The sequence below is a fragment of the Candidatus Nitrotoga sp. BS genome (assembly GCF_927797785.1).
Classification (GTDB): domain Bacteria; phylum Pseudomonadota; class Gammaproteobacteria; order Burkholderiales; family Gallionellaceae; genus Nitrotoga.
The window spans coordinates 1-24,358 of sequence record NZ_CAKMLL010000070.1 but is presented as its reverse complement, the minus strand read 5'-3'; the positions used below and the strand labels follow the sequence as shown (position 1 = coordinate 24,358).

Genomic DNA, 24,358 nt, shown 5'->3' with positions numbered 1-24,358 from the left:
AATCCGTGACTTCATTCTGTGAGGTATTTCAGGTAAGAGAGGAAGCATAAAAGTTGGGTTACCTTCTGCCAGCTCAAGCCTGCACTACTACACTTAAGGGTACAGCTCCGGTAGTGTGTTTTTGTTCTTCGGAGCAGTCGTTTGTGCAAGGGGTGCGGGTAGGGACAGCGCAAGGTCTTCACCATGCCACGCACTGCCCGTATAGCAGGCGCGATCCAGTTTCCGGAGCGCCTGGGTGAGTTTGGGATCATCCAGGCGGCGGGATAACGCATTGAGTCCGGATGGTGTGTCCGCAGGCCATACCGTGCTGGCCCACGCAAGCAGTTGCTGGCGCGCAGCATGCGGATCGTTGTCGCTGCAGGCACGTTTAAAAGCCTTGAAGGCGCTGGCAGCATGAATGCTGGCGGCCTGAACATTGCCCGGCTGGTTTTTAGCAACGTGATTTGCTGGCTGCGCATGCTGGACGCGCTGGCGTTCTCGCCACCAAGCCGCAGCTGTGCCCACCCAGAGCAGGCCCAGCGCCAGGCTGACCCACCTCCATGTATGGGTATTGGGAATCTTGATTGACTGTTCAATAGGGCTAGCCTGAGCAGCAGACTCAGCCTGAATCAACGTTTCCTGTTTTGCCGGCGGTGGTATCGCCGCACCGGTCGAACCGGCGAGAGCAGGGAGAATATCAAGGGAGCGCGCTGGCAGCATTGCTTCGTGCCGGGTGTTGTGCTGCGTGTCCCACCAGCCAAGCCGTATGGCTGGCAGCTCATAGTGGCCCGGACGCATGGCTATCAGCGCGATATCCTGGTCGCGTCTACCGAGCACCGTTTCGCCCTGGGGGCTGTCTGCTGCAATGGATCGGTCCGGATAGGCCTTGATGCCGTCGGGCACGGACATGATGGTATTGAGCTCCGGCAATTGTTCACCGGTTAGCCCCAATGCTTCGAGATGCAGATGGCGCGTGAGCGGTTCACCCACATGGATCTGTGTCACATCCGGGCGCCAGGTTTCTTCGAGTTTCACTTTTTGCGCGGGCAGCCAGTATGCGCCATCCGCGCTGTCCGGGCGCGGCAGAACGTTTAATTCGACGGGCTTGGCATGCAGACGTAGGGGACGTGTCGTATCCATAATGCCGCCGAAAGGCGTTTGACTGAACAGATTTCCGAACATCGGGTTGTTGCTGCCAGTATCCTGCACTTGGGCGTTGAGCACCGGCCCGTCCAGGCTGAGTTTGCCGCTGCGCTGCGGAAACAACAGATATTTGCGTTCAACAACATGGTAGCTGCGGTCATTGCGCACTTCATCCGTCTGCCTGTCCTTGCCAAGTTGCTTGACGAGCACATTGGCGCTGGCCTGTAAATCCATGCTGGCCTGATAGAGGGTTTGATCCGTGTAGAGCCGAACCGTCAGCACAACAGCTGCCTGAACATAAGGTTGCTTCTGGTCCAGCGTTGAAGTGAGGAAAACATGCTGCGATGTATCGCTTGCCGCTTCAGCACCTTCTCGAGTTGCGCCGCCGCTTCCGCCCACCGTCAGTTCGAGCGCCGCAGATTGCTGACCGTCCCAGTCCAGCGGCGGTATCTGAATCTTGCCATCGTGTTTGGGCGCGAGCAGGACATTGACCTGGGACAGGGAAGACATATGCCCGTTTATGATCTGAACTTTGGAGCCGCTGCTGCTGCTAAGGATGTCGAAATCGCGCTTGAGCGGGCCGAGATCGGGCTGTTTGCCGGTGCTGCCGTCATGTTGAAGAAGCAACTGTACCGTTTCACCGGATGCAACGCGGCTCCTTTCCACCGACGCCGTCACTGCCGCCCATGCGGACAGGCTGATACAGCAGGCAATCAGGGCGGCAGGAATGAGATACCTATTTTTCATTGTTGTGCTTCCCGTTGTCTCATCAGGTGTTGAATCATAAATTTGCGTTGCAGCAGGCCGCCCGGGTTGTCCGGGATACTGCGCAGCCATTGCTCCTGTGCAATCTGCTGTTCGGTCTTGCGAGCAGTGGCTGGCTTTGCGCTGGTAGTGTTTGCTTCATCGCCCATTTTCGCGCCATTTTTTCCATCGGCTGCAGGCCTGGCGAAGCTCGCTTCGGCATCGCGCCGGGCGCGTTCGGCATCATCTTTTGCCCGGGTTTGCTTGCCTGCCTGTCCGGATTGCGCAGCACTTTTTTCAGGCGATTGCGCCTGCTGGCCGCTTTCCTCTTTTTTTGTCTGCTTTCCATCCTGGGGCTTTCCATGCTGAGCCTGGTCGTTCTGTTTTTTGCCGTCCTGAGTTTTTCCGCCTGCTTTGCCCGGTTGTTCTGGCTTGTTCTGTGCGGAAGAATTCTGACCCTTACCCGGTTTATTATCGGACTGGCTTGATTTTCCCTCCTGGCTATTCTTGCCCTGGCTATCCTTGCCCTGGCTGTTCTGCTCACCCTGCTTGTCCTGCTGGCCTTCCTTTTTGCCATCTTGTGATTTTTTGCCGTCGTCATTCTGTTGTTGCGGCGGCGGCTGTTCCAGAGCCTTGGCCACCAGTTCGCGGTTATGACGTGCATCCTGATTGTCTGGATCGCTCTTCAATGCGGCATCGTATGCTTCGAGTGCACGATGCAGATCACCCGCATGCGCGAGTGCATTACCACGGTTGTAATCAGCTTCGCTATCGTGCAGATTTTCCAGATCATGCGCGGCGCCTTGATAGTCACCTGCTTTCAGTTTGGCGTAAGCTTTGCGCCTCGGGTCGGCGTACTCCTTGGCCGCGTTGCTTGCGTCGCCCTCCTGTAACAACGCTTCGCCCCGCTGGTCGGCGTTAAGCCACAGCTTTGACCAGAACTCGCTGGCCTTTACAGGCAGCATAAATACAAGCAGGATAAGTGCGAGTGCAATGCGCATCATAGCCAGCTCCTCCGCGCCAGCAGGCTCGCCAGCAGCAACAGTACGGGCAACAGCCACACACCCTCGTCGCGCCAATGCGAAACTTCAATACCCTGTGCCGCAATTGCGCTGCCGGTCGAATGCTGCGCCGCTTGCAGGTAAGTGACCAGGTTGGCCAATTGTGCAAGATCGACGTAGCTGCCTCCCCCGGCTTTGGCTAACTGCTGAAGTTGATCGATGTCGAGACGGGCCAGTTGAGACCTGCCCTGTGCGTCCTTCGCGAAATGCCCTTCCGCGTTTTGCAACGGGGCGCCGCCCGGCGTGCCTATACCCACCACGCTCAGCGTCACACCGCGCGCCTTGAGCGCTGCGGCAGCCGAAAGCGCGGCGGCAGGGTCATCGAAGCCGTCTGTCAGCAACACGATGCGTTGATCTTTCATGCCACCCGCTTGCAGCAGTTTTTCCGCACGATTGAGTGCGGGTGCGAGATGATCGCCTGCACTGGGCATGATGCCGGGTACGAGCGGAGGCAGCAGCGCCTGTATAGTGGCAACGTCCTGCGTCAGCGGTGTTACGGTATAAGGCTCTTCGCAGAATACGACCAGCCCTGCACGAGAGTCACGAGCCGCAGCCAGCAGGTCGTCCAGCGCGTACCGTGCGCGCGTGACACGATCCGGCGCAACATCTGCCGCCATCATAGAGGGTGAAAGATCGAGCACAAAAACCAAGTCAGCCGGAGCACGAAAGGCTGCGGTCTGGTTACGCTCCCAGCTGGGGCCGGCCAGAGCCAGCGCGGCAAGGCTCCACAGCAGCGCCAGCCACGGCCAGGGGCGCATGCTGGTAGCACTGGCAGCGTCCATGCGCAGCTCCGGCAGCAGATCGGCGTCGATGAAGCCGGACCAGTCGCCGTCACCTTTGTGCCGCCGCGCCAACCAGAACACCAGCATCCACAGCAGAGGCAAAGCGATCAGCCAGAGCGGACGCAAGAAATGGAAAGCATGTATGTAGGTACTGATGTTCATACCCGTTTCCTGATCATCACGGCGGGTATACTGAGCAATAGTGCCAGCGCCAGCGGCCAGATAAACCATTCGCTGTGCGGTCGGTACCATTGTTCGCGTCCGGCGCTCGGTTCGAGTTTGTCGATGCGTGCGTAAACCTCTTGCAGTGCGTCTGCGTCAGTGGCACGGAAATATTCACCGTTGCTGATGCGCGCGATGGACTTGAGAGTGTCCTCGTCGAGGTCGGTGTTGCCGCGTGTACCGAATAATATGCTTTGCTCGACCTCGGCACCCACGCCGATGGTATAGATGCGCAGGCCGGTGCTTACAGCAATTTTGGCAGCCGCCAGCGGACCCATCAGCCCGGCATTGTTGCCGCCGTCGGTGAGCAGGATCAACACCATTTCCCCCTGTTTGCCCGGGTCTGCTTGATTGCTTTGCAGACGCTTGAGCGCGAGCCCGATGGCGTCGCCTATCGCTGTCTGGGTCCCTGCCTCGCCGACTACCGACTCGCGCAAAAACTGGCTGACCGTGTCTAGGTCGGCTGTCAGGGGTGCCTGCAGATAAGGCCGCGTGCCGAACAGGATCAGGCCGACCTGGTCGCCATGGCGGTGTTGTATAAAATCGCCCGCCACTTTTTGAACGACATTGAGGCGAGAATAATTGCCGGCCATGTCCGGCGTCGCCATCGAGCCGGATACGTCGACTGCCAGCAAAATCCGCCGCCCGGTGGTCGGAACCGGCAGCGGATCATCCAGCCACTGCGGGCGCATGGTGGCAGCGACCAACAACAGCCATGCCAGTGCAAACAGCATACTGCGTTTGCGCGAATTCACCTGCAGGGCAGGTATCTTGTCTATCGGCACCAAAGCTGCGAACGGCAGGAACAATGCGCTGCCTTGCACAGTTGCCGGAGGCAGCCAGCGGCGCAGCAACCAGGGCAGCGGCAGGAATAAAATCATCCAGGGCCAGGCGATATGGATCATGACCGCCCCCTGATAAAACCATGCGCACCTTTCAGCCAGCCGCTGCGGTCTGCATTCACTGCGCCGCCGTAGGCTGCGCGCAGCAGGCTGGTTCCGCTCTTTCCGGACCATGCGGCACCGCCGTGTTTGACGACGAAAGCGATCCAGCGCTCTCCGCTTAAATTTGCCACCGTGTCGCGTCCGAAACGCGCCACCGCGTAACGGCGCAGCAGAAGCTCAAGCTCTCGCGCCAAAATGATGTCGTCGATTATGGTGGCTTGCAGATTTTTCAGTTCGCGCAAGGCGATGCGGCGCAGGCGAACAGCCGGACGGCGCTGCCAGTAAATGTAACCTGCAACCATCACAGCCAGCAGAATCAGCAACCCCCACCAGCCCGGTGCGAGCGGCCACCAGCCGGGCGGCGGCGGTGCATGGGCCGGTGCAAGCCGGGTGATCCAATCCGGGGTCATGTTGCCCATGCCGGTTCCTTCAACAACGCGACCATGCTGTCGATTACGGCATCGTGCGTATTCACGCGGCTAAGCGGAAGATTGAGACGCATGGCCAAATCGTTCATATTCTGTTCGCGCGCGCGCCAGGTGTTTTGCCATTGGACGTGCGTATCTTCGCCATTCATCCACCACAGGCGGCCAGGCAAACCGACACGGTAAGTGCCGGACGGCAGACCACCGCTTTCGAGCGGATCGGTAATCCATAACAGGCGGCCCTCGCTATGCAGGGTCGCACTGGCGAGGATATCTTCGCTAGAGGAATCCAGCCCGGCAAAATCGCTCAGCAGCAGAATCATGCTGCCCGGTTGCAGCAACGGGCGCAGTGTCGCAACGGCATTGTGCAAGCCGCCGTTTACCGGCAGACCGGGAGCGAGCGGTTGCGCTTCCACCAGCGCTTGCAGAATGGGCAGTACGCCCGCTTCACGGGCACGCGGTGGAAAAATCAGGGGTTCGTCATTGCCGACGGCAATCACCGCACCGACACGATCGCCGCCGAGTGCCGCCGCCCAGGCAAGCATGGCTGCGGTGCGCAACAGTACGGCCGATTTAAACTGGCGGCGGCTGCCGAAATAAAGACCCGGATGCAGATCTGCAACCAGCCAGACGGGGCGCTCGCGTTCTTCCCGGTACAGCTTGGTATGTGTCCGCCCGCGCCGTGCGGTGACGCGCCAGTCGATATTGCGCGCATCATCGCCGGGGGCGTAGAGGCGCACCTCTTCGAATTCCAGCCCGCGCCCGCGCTGGGCGCTGCGATGCCCCCCCTGCAACTGCGCCATTGCCGGACGGCGCGCCCGCAAACTTAATCCGCGAGCTGCGCCGCGCAAGGCCGAAAGCTCTGCAAGATCGGGAAGGATCATGGTGCGGGCACCTTCTGCAGCAATGCATTCACGCAATCCTGCGCGACAATGCCGCGCGCCTGTGCGGTGTAGTCGAGCAGCAGGCGGTGGCGCAACGCATCCGGCGCGATGGCCTGAACATCCTCCGGGCTGACGTAGTCGCGTCCGTCCAGCCAGGCCAGCGCGCGCGCACCGCGCTCGATGGCGATGGCCGCGCGCGGGCTGGCGCCCCAGCGCAACCATTCTTTCAGTTTGCCGCTGTAGGGTTCAGGCCGCCGGGTTGCATCGACCAGCGCAGCAATATAGTCGGCGACGGAAGGAGCGAGGGTGAGATTCAACGCTTCAGCGCGCGCGGCAAATACTAATTCCTGAGGCATGGTCTGAGCCGGCGGCGTCAACTCACGCCCTTCCAGCGCTTCACGTCGCGCCAGGTCCATAATCAAGCGAGTGGTTTCACGGTCCGGATAATCGATGAGCGTGTGCAGCATGAAGCGGTCAAGCTGGGCTTCGGGCAGCGGATAAGTGCCCTCATGCTCGATCGGGTTCTGGGTCGCCATCACCAGAAAGAGGCGCGGCAATGCATAGGTGGTCAGACCCACGCTGATCTGGCGTTCGGCCATCGCTTCCAGCAGCGCAGATTGCACCTTGGCAGGCGCACGGTTGATCTCGTCGGCCAGTATCAAATTGTGAAACAGCGGGCCGCGCTGAAAACGGAAACCGCCATCCTCCGGCCGGTAGATGTCCGATCCGGTAAGATCAGCCGGTAACATGTCGGGAGTAAACTGAACACGCTGGAAGTCACACTCCAGGCCGTGTGCCAGCGCCTTGATGGCGCGCGTCTTGGCCAGACCGGGCGGACCTTCAATAAGCAAATGGCCTTCTGCCAGCAAAGCGACCAGCAAGCTTTCGACCAGGCCAGGCTGGCCGAGAATCTGAGTATTGAGGTAGCGGCGCAGTTCTTTGAAGACAGCGAGGGCGTTGCCGTTTGAGCTGATTGAATCAGCCGCAGGTTTGTTCATTATAACTATCTCCTTTTTGAAGTTGAATCGTAGATTCAGCAGGCAACAGGGGCTTCACAGTCGTACTGAGCGCAAAAAATACTCGACCAGAACTATGCTCGGCACTCGCTTTTTCGATTGCGAAGTGATCGCAGACGGCCAACAAGAATAGCCGGATCGACATTTTTTCGCACTTACATATTGTTGTGAACATCTTTTTTGGATACGGTTAAGCGCAATATTTATTAATAGAAACTGCGGATGCTGCCTGAATATAAAATCTCGTAACGGGGCAGAAAATTACAAGTTAAGATCAGTGGACAATTCACGAAGTTCCGCAGAAAAAGGTACTCTACGGATTGTTCAAGCAATCGTGACGTTTTTGCATGGCAGCGTGACGCATTTGGTCCATCTGGGCGGTTTAACAGGGAGATTTCTGATGATGCGCTACTGAAAAAAAATGGCGTTAACTTTAAAGGAACAGACAGGAATCTATTCGATGCTAAGCGGGGACCGAAACCCATCAATCGATCGCCCCAAGGGACGAGCGCTATCCCTATTTAACCTGATAAACTCACTTTTGACACGCGCATCTCAAGCCGTAAGACTTCTACTCAAGCAATGAAACAAATTATCCAAACAGGTAGTACCGCTTCCTCCATAACCCGTCTTTTTTATATTCACGACCCGATGTGCAGCTGGTGCTATGCATTTAGTCGGAGCTGGGCTGCGCTGCAAGCCGAATTGCCTGAGCAAATTGCGATTATATATTTGGCAGGTGGACTCGCGCCCGATACGACAGAACCCATGTTGCTAAGTATGCAACATACAATTCAGCATATCTGGCAGCAGATTGAGCAGACTGTGCCAGGGGTATCGTTTAATTATGATTTCTGGTCACGTAATACGCCCTTCCGTTCTACCTATCCGGCTTGCCGTGCAGTTCTGGCAGCCAGAAAGCAACATGCGGAACCGGAAATGGTGCGAGCTATTCAAAGAGCCTATTATCAAAACGCATTGAATCCATCCTTACCGGAAACACTGCAAGGATGTGCGCAAGAGATAGGGTTGGATATTGCAATATTTGCCAGAGATTTGAGCAGTACGAAAATAGATAATCTACTGCAACACGAGATTCGCCAGTCCCGACAGCTCGGTGTTTCCTCCTATCCATCTCTGCGGCTTGTGCATAATAATTCTAACTATCCCATTCCCATCGACTATATGAACCACCAGACAATGCGGGATGAAATAAAACGCATTATTCGAGAAACAACATTGGCCAAATTTGCGCCCGGTTAGGGTCTATATCAATATTTGGAAGTAATAAAACCAGGTACCCGACTTAAAAATCAACAGCCGTATCAACGCAATTACCTGAAAGGGAAAAAATTGTGTGCAGATCTAATCCCTACGATTCTAAATCCACGATTAAAAAATAAGCGGTTGTGATTGGTTATTCAATCTGAAGAATAGTTTTATTAGAGACTGCCCACCTATGTAACCCATGTCGAATTTCTTTACAGTTCCTGAAAATTTTAAGCCATCAATTATGAAATAATTTTAGCGAGTTATTTTTATTCATTTTAAATCATATATATAAACCAACACATCTATTTATGGCATATTTCATGCTTGTTTTAAATACGCTTCAATTTAGCACTTCGTGTGGCATTTTTATCTTTTAAGTCCAACGAGGTTATTTAGATTGAAGGCAAACATATTGTGCCAATTATCTATAACCCTTAATTTTTTAGGAGGTTGAAATGCGATCTATAAGTTCGAAGGCAACAGAGCCAGCAACCAAGGCTTCTTTAGTAATCAATATTAATTTGATTCGTTCAATGAGCATTGTTGTAGGTCTGTTGATGTCCACTGTGGCTCATGCTGGGTTTGTCGACTTTATTATTCGTGGTACGCCAACGATAAGTTATCCAGCTGTTGGTCAAACAGATTTTTTAATCACAGTGGCTGGCCAAAAGGCTGCTTTAGGTTCGAATGACATTAACGGGCAAACGCTGGGAAGTTTGCAAAGTGTCGCTATAACACGGCTAGACGACGTGACTCGGTTCACTGCTGGTTCAGGACCTCAAGTGGCACCCTATCTTAATTTCTGGATTACTGATGGCGCTGGCAACTTTGCAGTAGTAGCAAATGAACCTTCAGACGTTAATTTTCAACCGCTGTACAGCAATGGTTACGATTTGAGCTTTGCTGATCTCTCAGACAAGGTGGCAAAAATTTTTGAAGTCACTGACAAAAGTTGGTTGCCGAATGCGGGCGTCGGGCTCACCTTCGCGGATCTCGCAAGCTTTGTTATTCAGGCACCTACGCCTGCTCAGCTAACTGCTGGCTGGGCTGGTCTGGGGACCGGTGCACCGGATGAGTTGGTTACCAATAAGGCCTACGGAGTAAACTGGGTATTCGGCGATACGCTATCAAATTATGTCTCAGGCACCCCAGGCTATCTGGTCTCAAATGCTTCAGTCAGCGCGGTGAGTGGCGTGCCTGAACCAGCAACTCTGGCATTATTAGGTTTGGGTCTTGCAGGTTTTGCAGTTTCTCGTCGTCGCAAAATATAATTACTTAATCAACAAGTTATTCTAAATTTAGACATCTGGCGTAGTAGTTCTTTACTCCAATGTGTTTGGTTTTGAGGTAGATGTATTTTAACTACCTCAAAACCTTTTTGAGTCTGCAATCATTACAACACCAAAATTTAAAAATCGAATAACCCGCTTGTAATTGCAGTCAATTTTTTTAACTCACACTTCTCAAAACACAATACTCCAGCGGAAAAATTCCGATGCCGAGCGATTAATCGCTCAGTACTCGCCACCCACCGTCCGCAAACGAGTGCGCAGCAATTCGATCTCATCCATTAATTGCATCGCCAATACCGCCCCGGCGAGACCAATATCCAGATCGCGCTGCAAGCGCAAAGCCTTACGAATTAATGGGGTCAGAATTAATGAGAATTAATGAGGTCAGAGGAATTAATGGGGTCAGAGTAGTATTGATTGGTAAGGTCTATTTTATTTTGTGGGCGCCCTGCCTTTCTTGGAGTAATTAATATTACTCTGACTCTATCTATTCTTCCCCCAAACTCCTGACCAATCTCATTCACCGTTTTGATGCCACGAATCCCTTCGATGGCCACTTTGACCTTAAATTTACCACTGAAATTCTTACGGTTCGATTCACTCGCAACCCGCTCCTTTTTACAGCAGGCTACCATCTTAATTCACTGTCCGGGAAACAGGGTCCACTACAGACAAGCAGCCTGTCGGACTTAAAGAATCGTAGCGAAAATTGAGCTGAGCGAGGGCAGATTTTGACGATTTTGCAGGGTAATAGTTGTTCTATTGCCCAAAAAAGCGGCGAAATATACACCGCTCAGCTCAATTTGCAGCCGATTTCCTTTAAGTCCGACAGGCTGCTAGTGTTGGCTCGGTCTTGAATGTCGAGCATGCAAAGTGACATTTTTCTGTCACCACGCCATGAGGATGCCCTTAAGCTATAATAAAACCGTGCAACATTACTGACTCGACGGCATAGAAGAAAAGGAGCATCTTGAAATGAGAAATGAGGCAGACTACAAGCTAATCGGCAAATCAGCGGTATGTTCGGAAATCACAGAAGACGAAGCCAAGATTCTGGCGGAGAAAATGGGTGTACGCCAGTTAAAGGATGGCGAATTGCTCGTCAGCGAGGGCGAAGCCGTCCAGTCACTTTTTATTCTCGCCTCCGGCAAGCTTGCCGTTTTCAGCGCCGACATTAGTGGCATGCAGAATTCGATATACACAATGACTGCCGGCGAGTGCGCCGGTACTCGCGCATTTGTAGACCAGACGCCGCGCAAGGCGACTCTGCGTGCGGTAGGCGATGCCACGGTCTACACGCTCACCCCGGAGGACTTTGACACAGTGGTGGACGCCCACCCTCGCCTAGCCTATAAAGTGATGCGCGCACTGTTCAGGGTTACCCACTCCAACTTAATGCGAATGAACCAGGAAACCCAGCAGCTTTCCAATTACATCAACAAAACACAGGGACGCTATTGAAACGCGGATAAACAGAATTTAAGGGATGGACTTGAGCCGCTCCGTTTGATTCTTTAATCTTCCTTGACAACAATTACAGGTGGCACTCAAGACGTGAGTTTTTACTCATCTGTCGGCTACAGCGCCACTGCCAAGTACGAAAGATCAATCTGATCTCATAATCCGGCTCGACGAAACATTGCGAGCATGGGGCGATGCCGACTTCAGGGTATCCGCTTCTCGGCGCAGCTGGTTTTATTTATTTACTTTAACAAGCAGTTAACAGCAGCACCATGAGGTAGAGTAGAGAACAGGTTCTCGCCTGCCCTCCCTCATCAGTAGGGTCGAGAACAGGCGCGCGCACAATCGTCACGTTTCCAGCTCCCGCCACGTCGAACGCAGCAGGCGGATTTGCGAGTTTTTGCTTCGCAAAAGCCCTGCTAACCCCAATTCCCGCACTACGCTCTCCTGCATGTTTCACCCCAAGGGTTATGTGACCTATCCTGCTGGCGTTGCTTTCAACCTTGATCCTGAAATACGGTAGCCTTTAAACAGCTCCAGCGTCTCATACAACCATTGCCTACTCCACCGCTGACGCCTGCGCCCTTGCGTTTCCGGGATCGCATCATATGCCGCCTTACCTTCTTTTCTACCCAGTCTTGGATAAAGTTAAAGCACTTGCCCGAGTCCCCAACTGCGAAGTAGTTCACCCAACCACGTATCATCGGGTTGATCAATGCTACTACGCGATCAACCGGTTGCGACTGATGTCTGCGGAACACCTCCCTGAGTTTCTCCAATAGCCCCGTCCGCTTTTTCAGCTTCGGTGCATAGTGTGGTCGCCACACCCCTTTTTTGCTGCGGATGCGTCGAAAGTCAAATCCGAGGAATCCGAAACTTTCCCCGCGACTCAAGTCCACCATGCTGCTTTTCTCTTCATTCACTTCAACCTGTAGCTTGGCGAATTCCTCTCGTAGTCGCTTTTCTACCGCCTTCACTAGCCATGCATTGCGCGGATGCGCATCGATCAATATAACCAGATCGTCTGCGAATCTTGCATACTCAACATAGGTGTACTTGCTGTTGCGTGTAACTTCCTTTGCCCGTTCCAACATTTTATCTACCTCGTTGAGGTAAATATTGCTGAGTAACGGTGAAATCACACCACCTTGCGGTACGCCTTGTTTGCCGGAAGCTTTCAGCATCACTTTCAACAAGTGCATCACGTCACAGTCATCGATGCGTAGCGCCACTTTCTTCAATAGCAGTTCATGCCGAACCGTATCAAAATAGGCGCGCAGATCAAAGTCAATCACGCGTGTCTTGTACTGAGCAATTGCTTTTGCTACCCGGTTCACCGCTTCATGCGCTGTCCGTTTGGGTCGGTAGCCAAATGACCCTTCCTGGAAATCAGCCTCGAAGACTGGTTCCAATATCAGCTTGAGCGCACCTGCCACCACCCGATCACGTATAGCCGGTATCGACAGGGTTCTGAACTTTCCATCTCCCTTCGATATTTCCTGCTTGCGCGCCGGTAACGGTACGTAGGTTCTCTCTGTAAGTTCGTCTTGTATCTGCCCGAAAATGTCGCCACCCCCAACGCCTCAATGTCCTCGAACGTGACCCCGTCTATTCCCGGTGCCCCGTCATTTTTCCGAGCCATCTCATACGCCATGACCAGTGTTTCCATCTTGCAGACGTGAACGTACAGCCCCCAAAAACGCCATGACGGTTCTGCCTTCGCCTTGACGTATATTCTCCTTCTCAGATCTTGCAAACTAACGGACGTTTTTATCATTTCGTCCCTGCCTTTCTTGTGTCAGAGAAATTACAATGCAGCAGGGTACCTTCGCTCCACGGACATTACTCCGCTTTATCGCTACTACTAACCCGTCCGCCTCCCTCCCGCCTTCAACCCATTTCCCGGATTTACCGGTTATAAGGTCTACCTTGCTCCAGCGATTTCGCGTCGGGGCGAGTAGGGTTTCTCCAGTTGCTTAGCATGTCCTTTGTCTCCGTGCTGTCGCTTTAACCCCGCCAAAGTGAAATAGTCGTATCGGTCAGATTTCGTCTACCCATGCTGCCTTCACCTTACGGTTAGAGGTTCGGCCTTTGGAATTAGCATTTTCGAGGCTAGTTCTGCGTTCACTTTCGTTACGGCCCAGTGACTCGCGCTTCCCCAAGGAAAGCTTTGTCGATAGGCTTCAGAGTTTTGGTTACCCGCTACCCTGCTATCCAAGCTACGGGGTTTCTGACTCTTTCCCCGGCAGGTCTATCTCCTGCTGAACACGCCAGCCTTCGCTGGACGCACAACCGTACGTGCGCTACTAACGCATACGGCTTTCCGATGTTCTTCACACCGAGGCATGCGCCGATTTCCAGCCTGCCGTTGTTGGAACCTTGTATAGCCCATATTTCGTATAAAGCTGCTGGCTCGGGAAACGGCCAAGGCCGATCCCTCGATCTTTGACCTTGTGCCGTTTCATCAGATGCTTTCGCAAACGTTCTTCCGCATGCGTCTTCATCTTCTCCAGCACACCATTGGAATTACGGTAGTGGAAGTAGTTCGACCACCCGCGAAGGCTGGCATTCATGCTCCCAACTATATTTTCCAGCAGTATCGGCGCTCGTTCCCGTGCAGTCAGTTGCGTTATACGCTCTTTGATTTTTACAAGAGATTTAGCTGACGGGCAGACATGCGGATAGCTTTTGCCCGTCTTCAACCCTTTACCCCCTGTGTCAGGCTAGTTGTCGCCGAGCGCGAAAAAGTGGAAGCGTTCCTGGAAGCGGTCGATGCGGATGACGATGTGCAGAATGTTTATGCGGGATTGGCGGGATAAGTAGCTGGCTTTTATGAATGGCTGGCTAGCGAGTAGATACCGTCTTTAAAGTCAAACATTTTTCAGATAATTGTGTTGATATGGCTGTTGAGTTTTGAGTACGCCAAAGCATAAATGCACCAGCTTGCGCATTGCGGCACCGAGGGAGGACGTCTTTGACTTGCCTCGGGCAAGCAGGCGGTCATAAACAGCTTTGACGTGTGGGTTGTAGCGTGTTCCTGCGACGGCAGCCATATATAACACGGCACATATTCTGGCGGAGCCGGCCTTTAATTTAAATGCGGCTTCGTAATGCGTGCGTTGCTTGTTCCTTGGACTTGTCTCTCTAGCTGAATAATGATCCTATCGAGGTGTACGTTTCTATTAGACCACTACATTTTAGGGCACCTCTAAAAATCCAATTTTCGTCACAATACTGCGTTACTCGAAAAAAATTATCGCTTACATATCAACCATATGCCGCGCTCAAATTTTTTACTCGCGTCTTGTCTTGTCTAGAAAATTGAATTTTTAGAGGCGCCCTTTAGAGTTATAGCGAAATATTATCTGCATCAGTCGATATACGATATGAATTTTGTGGCCGCGGTACTGATTTGACTCCAAGAACTGATAACGGCTCCGATATTTATAATCGACTAAGCGCGATCGCGCACAGACCCTGTCCAAAATGCTTTGTTATTCTTAATATTTAAGGGTTAGCCAAGTTAATGTAATCCGAGTAAAGCTTTTAAGAGTGACATGACGTCATGTCCTATACTCAATGCTCATGGAAAAGGTACATTGTTTTTCCTAATACCCCGGGAGAAAATCGTGTCACGTAACTTTCGCTCAAGCTTGTTCGTGCTGATATTGTTGTTGCTGGTTGGTGTGGTTGTCAGTGAACTGCTGGGGTGGCGATATTTGCGATCCCCGATAGCCACGTTTGCAAGCTCCGCCCTGAACCGTGAGGTTCAAATCGACCCTCCGTTTCGATTGCACTTTCGATCGACTATCCAGATAAGTGCTGGGGGCTTGTCGATTGCTGCGCCAGAATGGGCTGGAGAAAAGCCATTTCTGAGCCTGAAAACATTCGAAATAAGGGCAGCATGGAAAAGTCTGTTTGGTGGCCCGGTCTCGCTGCCACTTGTCGCTATTGATAAAGGTGAAGTACGGCTGATCAGGTCCAGCCTCGACAAGGCCACCTGGCAGTTCACAGACTACAAGGAAGCAGCGCCCAACGAAGTGGACAAATCACTTCCGCTGCCGGTTGTCAAAAAGGTCGAACTCGGACTGATTAAGATCGTACTCGGTGACAATGTGAATGATCTACGTCTCAATATCGTCGCACATACAAGTGAATCATCCGACGGCAAAGTATTATCCATTATCGCGGATGGGAGTTTACGCAACGATCCGGTAACCGCAGAGATTGAAGCGTCAAATATTCTCAGTACCGATGCCGGCGATTCAACCAAGCTCTTTCGCGTCAAAAGTTCCCTCGGTGAAACTAAGTTTTTTTTCACTGGCAGCGTTGAAAATCTGTTCGCGGCCGATGGCATCAAAGGCCAGGTGCGGGCTGAAGGTCCAAGCCTGGGCGTAATGACGGCTATTCCCGGCGTCACTTTGCCAGCGACGCCGCCCTACCTATTGGAGGGCGACATCACGCGGGAAGGACAGGTAGTTACCCTCAAGCTAGAGACGGTAAAAATTGGTCATAGCGACCTTTCCGCCAACCTGAAGTTTGATGTACAGCCCGAACCGCCAATGCTCAGTGGGAATATCAATGCCAAAAAACTAGTGTTGCAAGACTTGGCGCCATCTGTCGGCGCTAAACCTGAACCGAAAAAAGGCAAGCGGAAACCAAGTACACCAGGAGGGCGCGTCCTGCCTGCTAAAGAATTTGACATTCCCTCATTACACGCAATGGACGCCGATATCAGACTCGATATTGACAAACTTGATCTGGGTACTAATGCGTTGCTTCCTCTGCAAGCTCTGGCGACGCAGTTGGTGCTAAAAGACGGTCGCTTGGCGCTCAACGACATTGAGGCTACGATTGCTAAGGGCAGCCTGGCCGGCATGTTTAAACTGGATGCCGAAACAAACAACGCTAAACCTATCTTCGAAGCGGATCTCAGGCTAAAAAATGTCGATCTGGCGCAATGGGTGAACGGTGACAAGATCAATGGCGAGGACATGATCTCGGGACGATTTACAGGCAATGTCCGCGTTACAGGTACCGGGCGCTCTGTTGCAGCCATCCTGGGCACGCTGGATGGTCAGCTTCATGGCCAGATCCGCCATGGAACATTGTCACACCTAGTGATGGAGTTGGGTGGCCTGGACCTGGCTCAGGCGATCGGTGTGGCCATCAGCGCCAAAAAGCCTCTACCGCTTAATTGTGCCATGATTGATCTTCCGATCCACAAGGGGCAGGTTAAATCTAAACTATTCTTGCTCGACACGACCGACACTCTTTTCTTTATGACCGGATCTGTGGCACTCGACAGTGAGAAGCTGGATCTACGTCTAGTGCCTGCGCCCAAAGACTGGAGTCCCGTAAGTCTGCGTTCTCCCATCACGATCAGCGGTCAATTTGCCGATCCTTCAGTGGCTATCGATGCCGCGCCTATTGCCATGAAGATCCTGGGAGGCCTTGCCCTAGCGGCCATTACGCCGGCTGCCGCCATATTAGCACTTGTCGATTTCGGTGAGACCGATCGTGGCGACGGCTGCAAGGCAGCGGTGACGATGATGCGGGAAAAAATCAAAAAAAACGGGTAATCATACTGCCACACAATTCGCTTGTTTCCCGCGAGGTACCCACCCGACAACCCTATTTACAAACTGTTACGGTTAGGCAACTCGCGAGGAAGGTGCCGACCTTGCTATAAAAATTGAATCGTCATGTAGGAAATAATTAGGGTCAGAGTAGTATTGATTGGTAATGTCTACTTTACTTTGTGGTCGCCCTGCCTTTCTTGGCATAATTAATATTACTCTGACCCCAATTATCGTACTCTGACCCGAATGCCACTAAGTTAAGGGACTTCAGCATAGCTAAACAATAAGCTAAGGAGCTTCAGCATTTCTAAAACAATAACTTAAGCCAGTATTAGTGCAGATTTCAAAATGGTTTAACCTTGCTAAAAAGGCTTATCTTAGTGGCATTCTACTCTGACCCCAATTATTTCCAATTATTAGTCTACCCAAACAGTAGAACCTTACGGGCGATATTGCAACGGGATGGTTACTCAGCATGAACAATCTTGCTCAGACAAATGATTGATCCATTGATAAGACTTGGTTCTCGCTGCGACTGAAAAAATTCACAATCGTGTCTGCCACCAGGCCAAGTGTGAGTGAAATGTTGGGCTTCATTTCATTCAGACCAACCTTCCGCGCTGTACCAAAGGGATATGGTTTAAGGTAAGTCAGTTGGCAGTTGAATTTGTCGGAAAGTTTTACATCGCTGGTTAAAAATTGATTATCAATAATATAACTACTTGAATTAATTTATATAAATATTATGGCACGATATATGCTTAAGTTGATTGGGTACAATAAATTTTTGAGGAGAATAATTATGAAATATAAACAAATCCCAGCGGTAATCAGCTTAATCAGTGTTGTGATGGGGAGTCACTCAGCTTTGGCGGGAACGATTGATGTCACCTATGCAAATTCAGCTAACTTCGGCAGCGGAGGCGTGGGCTATTACAACGGTCAAATCGCTCCCAATCCATCCTCCGGTACGAATTTGGTCGGTGTTGGAATTGGCGGTGACAGTTTTTCGACGACAAATCTTACATATGACTTCTCCGCCACTGGCCAATTCAATACATGGTGCGTTGACATTTACCATTGGCTGATCGGTGGCAGCGTTACCTATACAGTGGGTACTGGAGCTGATCTTGCAGCTTCATTAAGTACTTTGCGTCCTGGGACTCCAGATGGAGCAACGAGAGTGAGCCAATTGGGGCAATTGGCCAATCAAGTGTATAGCATTGTTGACACTAAAGAAGAGTCAGCGGCCTTTCAATTGGCCGTATGGGCGATCACTTACGGGGAGACTGAAAGCGGGTTCTATCGCATCAACACGGGGAACTCGGGTTTCAAGGTAGACAGCGGTACAGCGACTTCGACCTATGGAGTCCTGGCCGACACGTGGCTGCAGAACTTGAATTCAACAATCTATACTGGGAACTACAGCCTCACGTACTTGAATGACGGCACTGTTAACAATACGCAAGACATGGTTGTGTTCACAGCTTTAAAATTTCCCCTTACCACTGTTCCCGAACCCGGCACCCTTGCCCTTCTCGGGCTCGGCCTAACTGGACTTGGATTTAGCAGGCGAAAGGCCAGTAAATATCGTCTTTAACATCAAGTTTTTTCAGATAATCGTGTTGATATGGCTGCTCAGTTTAAAGTACGCCAAAGAACAAATGTACCCGCTTACGCATTGCGGCACCGAGGAAGGCCATCTTGGACTTACCTCGGGCAAGCAGGCATTCATAAACAGCTTTGACACGTGGGTTGTAGCGCGCGTCCCATTACCCAACTATCCGACTGTCGATCCACTGGAACGAATCCAGATATGCCGCTAACTGTTCAGCCAAACGCATAATCATGGCTGTGCATCACAGATGAGTATATTACTCCCCATCTGTAGGCCAATTGCTGTAATACTCTGTAGCAATGCCCTATCTTTCTGAAGATCTGAATGCTTGTCGATATGCGCGTCAATATCCTTTTGTATTCGAACTAACTACTTGGCCAGAAACGTAATACGTCGCACGAATGTTGCATTCTCAGCGCGATAGGTTTGGCTGAATGTAATGAAGTCCAACATCGAATGGGGGATGAATACATACGTTATCGACGTGCCGATGCAGCGGGAGGCACAAACTTTTTTACTGCTAATCTGGCTGAACAACGTTTCGATTTATTGGTGCAGCATTATCAATGAGTTGCGTGCAGCCATGAAAACGGTGAAAGACGCACATCCGTTTGCTATTCTGGTGATGGTTATGATGAGCGGTGAGATGTTGGGTTTTATTTCATTCAGCCCAATCTACCGTACTGCTTCAGAAACTCAGACATCGACAGACCCTTTTGAAACAGAACTCGATTCATTCCATGACGCATCTCCTTGGATAGATGCGCCTATTATTACCCCCTCAGTAGCTCACCACATGAGCCTAGAAGTAAAAAATTGTACCCAGCTGAGGCATGTAACTAATCAAGATAAGAAAAGCGCATTGCGCCTTACGCGGGTTACGTCATTTCCACAATGTACCGCCTTACGCAGGTTCACTCAAGCTTTCTAGCCTTTACCTATAGATACACAATTACTTTATCTAAACCCTGTTTCCAGGGTATATATTTTTTCATAATACGTTCAAATGCCGAACTCTCGACACAGCTTCTTAACCAACTTCTCAAGAAAACGAATTGCGAAGCGTCGAACCAATTAGTATCTACCGATGCGAACTGCCTGATAAAAGGAAAAATCGCGATGTCAGCAACACTTAATTGAGCACCCAACAAGTAGCTATTAGACATCAATCTTTCTTCGAGCTCCATGAGAAAAAACTCGCACTCGGCACGGTGCTCTTGCACACTTTTTTCAGGAGACCTCACAGCATATTTATATTTATCGAGTTTCAGTTTGAATTGAGAATCATTCTTTAATATCAACTGGCTGATATCTTGTTGGCGCTCAATTAAGAGCAAATTTTGTGGATCATTCTGCTCCAGAGCCCAATATATGATATCGAGGCTTTCATCAAGGAACTTCCCGTCTGGCAAAACCAAAACAGGTACCGTTGCTTTCTCTGAAATAGATGTCATTTGAACAGGCTTGTCCCTAAGCAAGATTTCTCGCAGCTCAACCATAACCCCACTGGCCTCAATTGCTAGCCGCGCCCGAATTGCGTAGGGGCATCTTCTGAAACTATAAAGAATCGGCAAGTTTGTTTGAACAACCATAGTTAGATTTACAAATTGGGTAAATTCAAGTTTTAAGAACAACAGCTTCAGAAAAGAGGAAAGCATCGTAAGAATCTGATAAATTTAAATCACCAAAATTTAAAATCAGGAGCCTACGATGACTTACACTCATTTAATCTCACAAGAACGATATTGTAAAAAACCATCGGGACAGATTTATTAGTATCAGCATAGCTAAAACAATAAGTTAAGAAATTATTGGCGTGGATTTCACAATAGTCTAACTTTGCTAAAAGGCTTAACTTAGTGGAATTCGAGTCTGACCCTAATACACTGACCCTAATACACTGCATAGCATTTGAATTTAAGGACGGCATCATGGCAGCGATATTGAAAGAAATTGCAGACCAAGCATTAAGTCTAACGCCCAAGGAGCGAGGCGAATTGATCCACCGCCTAATCGTCAGCCTGGAAGGCGAAGCAGAAGACTCACCCGAAGCCATCGCCAAAGCATGGGACGAAGAAATCGCCCGCCGTGTGGCAGACATGGAAGCTGGAAAAACGGTCTGGATTCCAGCAGAAAAAGTTTTCGCCCGGCTCGACGCCATTATTGATAGCGCTCGCTGATTGATGCACGTCTCGTTCAATTCAGAGGCGCTCGCTGAAGCAGAAGAAGCGACCCGTGGGTATCGAGATAATGGCGGATCATCACCCAGCCGCACTTTCACCCAAGAATTGCAGCGCGTCGTCTGTCTGGCCGCCGAGCAACCCGGTGTTGGCAATGCTGGACTGCATGGAACGGTTCGTCTGTATTTCAAGCGTTCCCATACACATTGGCTTTTCGAATTCAAAGCGCATCCGTCAGAGTGATCGCAATTGCTCATCAAAGCCGCCGACCCGGGTATTGGCTTGGTCGACGTTGAGATTCCGGCATTATCTTTGACCATGATCGTGCACAACCTCACGACAATTGCAATCAGCCGACTTTCCGCTGCAACGTGACTCCCGCAGGTATAGCAGCTTCTTTCACTAAAACGGTGTAATCGGCAAAGTCGCGCGCAGGTTCATCAGTGTTTTTCTTCGCCTGAATCAACTCGAACAACTTGTGCGCTGGGGCGTTGCCCAATTCGCTTTCATGCTTGAAGACATACAGCCCGCGCGTTGTCATTTCGCCTCTGGCAGCGGAACGGTCATGTTCGAACATCTGCCCCAGTGCCTGCCAGAGCAATTCCAGATCGTTTCCATCGAAGTCGGTTTGCTTGGCGAGGAAGGAGGACACAAAGCCGTGGGCGGCATAAAGGCCATAATAATAGTAACGCGTGACGGGGCAAGTCGCTTGATCAGTAAATATAAGCAGGGATATCGAATTGACGAATGAAGAAAAAGAGGTCTGTAAATTTATTAATGAAGCAACTTGACCCATTATTTTTTCAAATTTACTGTTTCATGACCCTATGCTTCAAAATTAATTTCTCCAAGGCGATTCCACCAACCGAAAGTATATCCACCTTGTGCGCTTAACGCGGCGAACGGGGAATATGGTAATGGCGATATTGGGAAAACCTGATTCGGAATGAGCGAGATTATCGGGCGAATATGGATTACGTGCATATCAACCCGGTGAAGCACGGCTTGGTCAAATGTGTTGCGAATTGGCCTTATTCAACTTTTCATCAACAGGTCGAAAAGGGAATCTACCAGAAGAATTGGGCGGGTGGTAATGAAGATGAGGTGAAATGCGATGATTAGCATCCGGCGCAATGCCCGTTGGTTATTGCGCCCTACGTCATTTCAACAATGTAGGGCGTCAATAAGCAAAGCGCATTGCGCCTTACGCGGGTTATAGTCTAACCTTGTTAAAAAGGCTTAACATAGTGGCATTCGAGTCTGGCCCCAATTTACCCATTTACTCAGCGCAATTAGACCATGACACATTTCATAATTGAATCTGGCTATCCGATAGAGAACAATGGAGAAAGCCTTAGTCTGGTCTCTGATCAAACGTCTCGAACATTTGAACCCATTTGTTGACCAATTTCTCCTCAACGTCTTGGATGCCGCGCATTAGTGTTGCAGTTTTAACCCGTCTTGCTACATCAACCTTCCAGCCCTTAGGAAGATCAACCGATTCGTTTTTCGCCCAATCTTCCACTTGAGGAATAATGGGTAATCCCGGTTTCGCAACTTCGGAAAATGAGCGTTCCGGCTCGCGAAAAATCCGGTCTATGGCCTCGCTAAATCGATTCAAAGGAATGAGATCCTCAAGTTCGGACCCCTTAAATCCTGCGTAGCTGTCCGTCGAAAGAACTTTTTCTCTTTCGGAATCGTACAAGCTTGTGGTCAACTCCTTAGCCATACGAGCCCCCATTTCATCACCATCCAAAAGCACCACTGGCAACCTTTCGTCGCGTCCCGTGAGAATGGCCGCAGTCATTCTTAGAGTTTTTGTACCGCCCGCCGGTGGAAAAACCAGCTCTCGACATGGTGAAATTTTCCCGGCGCCGATGAGTAAGGCTTTAATCAAGGTGAGGTAGTGCTGGTCCGACTGACCTTCAACAACTACGGGCGTACACCCAAGCAAAAGGCTCTCAGTAACGCTCAAATTTAGTGCGGAATAAACAGCGTAAGCTGCGCCAGCTTGTGCTACATCTGAGCCGGACTGGCGTAAGTTCGACGAGGATTTTGTAGTACCGTCTTCCGCCACAAAAACCTTTCGCACACGATCTAATCGATCCGCATCAACAAGGAACGGCGAATGGGTCGTGTAGATGATTTGATTACTCTGAACAAGTCCATCAAAGAACGCCGACAGATCCCGCTGCGCCAAAGGATGAAGCGACAATCCAGGTTCATCGAGCAGGAGAATAGCGCCTTGATGGTCACGCTGACTCTCCACTAGAAAAACTAAATAGAAGCTCAAGAACCATTGAAGCCCAGTGCTGCGACTCTCCAATTCAACTTCTTCGGGCCGACGATGGTCGGAGACCCAAATTCGAAAGTGATTACCGTCCGCTTCAAATCTGAATCGATAATCGCCTTGCTTCCACCAGTCCTTAAAACTTTCAGTTAGTGTTGTTCCCGCAGACTGCAAAAGAATCGATCGCTCGCGCTTCTTCTCCGTAATGATCGCTACTTCCGCTGTTGTGGGTGAACGACTTTGATCTTGAAAATCTTGACCTAACTCTAAAATTTCTTCAGGTTGAAGTCGAACAAAGTTGAACAGTACGCGTAATGTACGAGCCTTTGCAGATTCTTTTGCGCCGAGATCTTCCCTTTTCAGGTTTTCAACAACATGAGGCAGATATATTTCTGAATCCAGATTCCCGTAATTTGAATAGTAGACAAACTTAGGTAACGCCGCGAGCACTAAATCCTCTACTCTAGGATCCTCCTGAGGGGCTGGGGATCTAATCTCTGACAGCCATGATTCCATCAGCTCTAAAGTCTGACTGACGCGAGGAACGAGTGTTGAGGTTTTTGCGGGATTTTCAGGAAGCAGTTTTTTCAAAGTTTCAATGGCATTCGCAACATGCTCATCAACCCATCCGCTCTTCTGCAAATCAGTGGCCATTTTGCTCGCGGCTTGAATGACTAACGTTTTAAGAGAATCTTCCTGCTTAAAAGGCTCAATCTGGTCAATAGCTTGCTTAAGGTCCGAAATGGTTATTTTCACTTCATCAAATGAAATTGATCGTTTTGTTCTGTGGTTGGGAAAGGTGATCTCATAATGACTGTCGAAGTATCGTGTTACGTGAATTAGACTAACCTGATCCCGTGGCGCATTGGTTATTGCAGACAGATCATTCGCCAGTTCGTTTACCTCAAATTCAGCGGTGATAAAGCAATATTCCGCTGGATTTTCACGGATTTCGCCAAACATCCGTTTTGGAAAGTCAGACGTTGGCTGGATTTCGCCTTCGCGCGCGGGATTTAGTTTCCAGAGAGGGAGAAGCAAATTAGTCTTTCCGGACTCGTTAACGCCGATTAATGCTGTGACTCCGTCAGAGTCAATCCAACCACTTTCCTTGACCGACCGAAAATTGAAAACCTGATAACGCTTTAACTTCATATTTACCTCTGTAAATTTGACTATTTCTTAACTGAAGGTATCGGCGCATAGTGCGCAGACAGATTTACTCCCGCTGATTTCCAGTCGTGACAGGACTTCATTTTAACGTACTGCATTTACGAATAACTCTAATTAAAACAAATTGGTATAACATATATAACGTGTCTTTACTATAGTAACAATATGCCAAGGCCCTTTCGCATAAGTTAGTGCTAGATAAGATCGTCAGGATTAGACGTTTCATTAAAGATATTACTTTAACAATTTAACAATTTAACAATTTAACAATTTAACAATTTAACAATTTAACA

General features: G+C 50.5%; 23 protein-coding genes and 1 pseudogene. 10 read left to right on the top strand and 14 right to left on the bottom strand.

Annotated features, from left to right (window positions below; genetic code table 11):
* Window positions 1–93: 93 nt before the first annotated feature.
* From MJ769_RS09135 to MJ769_RS09105, 7 genes are read right to left on the bottom strand one after another with little or no spacing between them, the layout of a single operon-like run.
* Window positions 94–1,959, bottom strand: a complete 1,866-nt coding sequence (locus MJ769_RS09135; RefSeq protein ID WP_239236583.1) for a BatD family protein — start codon at window positions 1,957–1,959, stop codon at window positions 94–96.
* The gene (locus tag MJ769_RS09130; protein ID WP_239236581.1) at window positions 1,866–2,927 is read right to left on the bottom strand and encodes a hypothetical protein; all 1,062 of its coding nucleotides are present in this window, start codon (window positions 2,925–2,927) and stop codon (window positions 1,866–1,868) included. Before MJ769_RS09130 ends, MJ769_RS09135 begins: the two co-directional genes overlap by 94 nt.
* Window positions 2,867–3,871 carry a vWA domain-containing protein gene (locus MJ769_RS09125; RefSeq protein ID WP_239236579.1) on the bottom strand — a complete coding sequence of 335 codons (1,005 nt, stop codon included), beginning with the start codon at window positions 3,869–3,871 and terminating at the stop codon, window positions 2,867–2,869. Before MJ769_RS09125 ends, MJ769_RS09130 begins: the two co-directional genes overlap by 61 nt.
* Window positions 3,868–4,836, bottom strand: coding sequence for a VWA domain-containing protein (locus MJ769_RS09120; protein WP_239236577.1), 969 nt, complete (start codon window positions 4,834–4,836; stop codon window positions 3,868–3,870). The genes MJ769_RS09125 and MJ769_RS09120 overlap by 4 nt, the downstream gene beginning before the upstream one ends.
* Window positions 4,833–5,294 (bottom strand): DUF4381 domain-containing protein, encoded by a 462-nt coding sequence (locus MJ769_RS09115; RefSeq protein WP_239236575.1) that lies wholly within the window; start codon window positions 5,292–5,294, stop codon window positions 4,833–4,835. Before MJ769_RS09115 ends, MJ769_RS09120 begins: the two co-directional genes overlap by 4 nt.
* Entirely contained in the window at window positions 5,282–6,220 is a 939-nt protein-coding gene (locus tag MJ769_RS09110) for a DUF58 domain-containing protein (RefSeq protein WP_239236573.1), read from the bottom strand. Before MJ769_RS09110 ends, MJ769_RS09115 begins: the two co-directional genes overlap by 13 nt.
* Window positions 6,181–7,182, bottom strand: a complete 1,002-nt coding sequence (locus tag MJ769_RS09105; RefSeq protein ID WP_239236571.1) for an AAA family ATPase — start codon at window positions 7,180–7,182, stop codon at window positions 6,181–6,183. The genes MJ769_RS09110 and MJ769_RS09105 overlap by 40 nt, the downstream gene beginning before the upstream one ends.
* Before the next feature lie 600 nt (window positions 7,183–7,782).
* Between MJ769_RS09105 and MJ769_RS09100 the strand changes: the two genes are divergently transcribed.
* Complete coding sequence (locus MJ769_RS09100; protein ID WP_239236563.1) at window positions 7,783–8,463, top strand: DsbA family protein; 681 nt, start codon at window positions 7,783–7,785, stop codon at window positions 8,461–8,463.
* A 464-nt stretch (window positions 8,464–8,927) separates the two neighbouring features.
* On the top strand, window positions 8,928–9,743 hold the full coding sequence (locus MJ769_RS09095) for a PEP-CTERM sorting domain-containing protein (RefSeq protein WP_239236561.1): 816 nt from the start codon (window positions 8,928–8,930) through the stop codon (window positions 9,741–9,743).
* A gap of 243 nt (window positions 9,744–9,986) precedes the next feature.
* Here the strand turns inward: MJ769_RS09095 and MJ769_RS09090 are convergent, their stop codons facing one another.
* On the bottom strand, window positions 9,987–10,103 hold the full coding sequence (locus MJ769_RS09090; RefSeq protein WP_256445707.1) for a chaperone modulator CbpM: 117 nt from the start codon (window positions 10,101–10,103) through the stop codon (window positions 9,987–9,989).
* A gap of 636 nt (window positions 10,104–10,739) precedes the next feature.
* On the opposite strand from MJ769_RS09090, the gene MJ769_RS09085 reads away from it, so the two are divergent.
* Window positions 10,740–11,225, top strand: a complete 486-nt coding sequence (locus MJ769_RS09085; RefSeq protein ID WP_239236557.1) for a Crp/Fnr family transcriptional regulator — start codon at window positions 10,740–10,742, stop codon at window positions 11,223–11,225.
* A gap of 497 nt (window positions 11,226–11,722) precedes the next feature.
* Here the strand turns inward: MJ769_RS09085 and ltrA are convergent, their stop codons facing one another.
* Window positions 11,723–12,778 carry a group II intron reverse transcriptase/maturase gene (gene ltrA, locus MJ769_RS09080; RefSeq protein WP_256445709.1) on the bottom strand — a complete coding sequence of 352 codons (1,056 nt, stop codon included), beginning with the start codon at window positions 12,776–12,778 and terminating at the stop codon, window positions 11,723–11,725.
* 780 nt (window positions 12,779–13,558) lie between these two features.
* Window positions 13,559–13,927: a group II intron maturase-specific domain-containing protein gene (locus tag MJ769_RS09075; RefSeq protein ID WP_239236555.1), complete on the bottom strand. Its 369-nt coding sequence runs from the start codon at window positions 13,925–13,927 to the stop codon at window positions 13,559–13,561.
* Between MJ769_RS09075 and MJ769_RS09070 the strand changes: the two genes are divergently transcribed.
* Window positions 13,901–14,044 (top strand): YebC/PmpR family DNA-binding transcriptional regulator, encoded by a 144-nt coding sequence (locus MJ769_RS09070; protein ID WP_239236676.1) that lies wholly within the window; start codon window positions 13,901–13,903, stop codon window positions 14,042–14,044. The genes MJ769_RS09075 and MJ769_RS09070 overlap by 27 nt on opposite strands.
* A 51-nt stretch (window positions 14,045–14,095) precedes the next feature.
* On the opposite strand, the pseudogene MJ769_RS09065 reads toward MJ769_RS09070, so the two are convergent.
* Window positions 14,096–14,314 (bottom strand): annotated as a pseudogene (locus tag MJ769_RS09065) (IS110 family transposase); the annotation flags it as partial.
* Window positions 14,315–14,854: 540 nt separating this feature from the next.
* Here MJ769_RS09065 and MJ769_RS09060 point away from each other — a divergent pair.
* The 4 genes from MJ769_RS09060 (at window position 14,855) to MJ769_RS09045 (ending at window position 19,356) form a co-directional block, all read left to right on the top strand.
* The gene (locus MJ769_RS09060) at window positions 14,855–16,807 is read left to right on the top strand and encodes an AsmA family protein (RefSeq protein WP_239236553.1); all 1,953 of its coding nucleotides are present in this window, start codon (window positions 14,855–14,857) and stop codon (window positions 16,805–16,807) included.
* Window positions 16,808–17,609: 802 nt separating this feature from the next.
* Window positions 17,610–18,407 (top strand): PEP-CTERM sorting domain-containing protein, encoded by a 798-nt coding sequence (locus tag MJ769_RS09055; RefSeq protein WP_239236546.1) that lies wholly within the window; start codon window positions 17,610–17,612, stop codon window positions 18,405–18,407.
* 22 nt (window positions 18,408–18,429) lie between these two features.
* The gene (locus MJ769_RS09050) at window positions 18,430–18,633 is read left to right on the top strand and encodes a hypothetical protein (protein WP_239236545.1); all 204 of its coding nucleotides are present in this window, start codon (window positions 18,430–18,432) and stop codon (window positions 18,631–18,633) included.
* 255 nt (window positions 18,634–18,888) lie between these two features.
* Window positions 18,889–19,356: a hypothetical protein gene (locus tag MJ769_RS09045; protein ID WP_239236543.1), complete on the top strand. Its 468-nt coding sequence runs from the start codon at window positions 18,889–18,891 to the stop codon at window positions 19,354–19,356.
* Window positions 19,357–19,363: 7 nt separating this feature from the next.
* Here the strand turns inward: MJ769_RS09045 and MJ769_RS09040 are convergent, their stop codons facing one another.
* Window positions 19,364–20,083: a glutathione S-transferase gene (locus MJ769_RS09040; protein WP_239236541.1), complete on the bottom strand. Its 720-nt coding sequence runs from the start codon at window positions 20,081–20,083 to the stop codon at window positions 19,364–19,366.
* A 273-nt stretch (window positions 20,084–20,356) separates the two neighbouring features.
* Here MJ769_RS09040 and MJ769_RS09035 point away from each other — a divergent pair, with 273 nt between their 5' ends.
* Both MJ769_RS09035 and MJ769_RS09030 read left to right on the top strand, forming a co-directional pair.
* Window positions 20,357–20,605, top strand: coding sequence for an addiction module protein (locus MJ769_RS09035; protein ID WP_239236540.1), 249 nt, complete (start codon window positions 20,357–20,359; stop codon window positions 20,603–20,605).
* Window positions 20,606–20,848, top strand: a complete 243-nt coding sequence (locus MJ769_RS09030; protein WP_239236538.1) for a hypothetical protein — start codon at window positions 20,606–20,608, stop codon at window positions 20,846–20,848.
* A gap of 106 nt (window positions 20,849–20,954) precedes the next feature.
* Here MJ769_RS09030 and MJ769_RS09025 read toward each other — a convergent pair whose 3' ends face one another.
* Window positions 20,955–21,401: a type I CRISPR-associated protein Cas7 gene (locus tag MJ769_RS09025; RefSeq protein ID WP_239236537.1), complete on the bottom strand. Its 447-nt coding sequence runs from the start codon at window positions 21,399–21,401 to the stop codon at window positions 20,955–20,957.
* Window positions 21,402–21,959: 558 nt separating this feature from the next.
* Complete coding sequence (locus MJ769_RS09020) at window positions 21,960–24,047, bottom strand: AAA family ATPase (RefSeq protein ID WP_239236535.1); 2,088 nt, start codon at window positions 24,045–24,047, stop codon at window positions 21,960–21,962.
* Window positions 24,048–24,358: the final 311 nt, after the last annotated feature.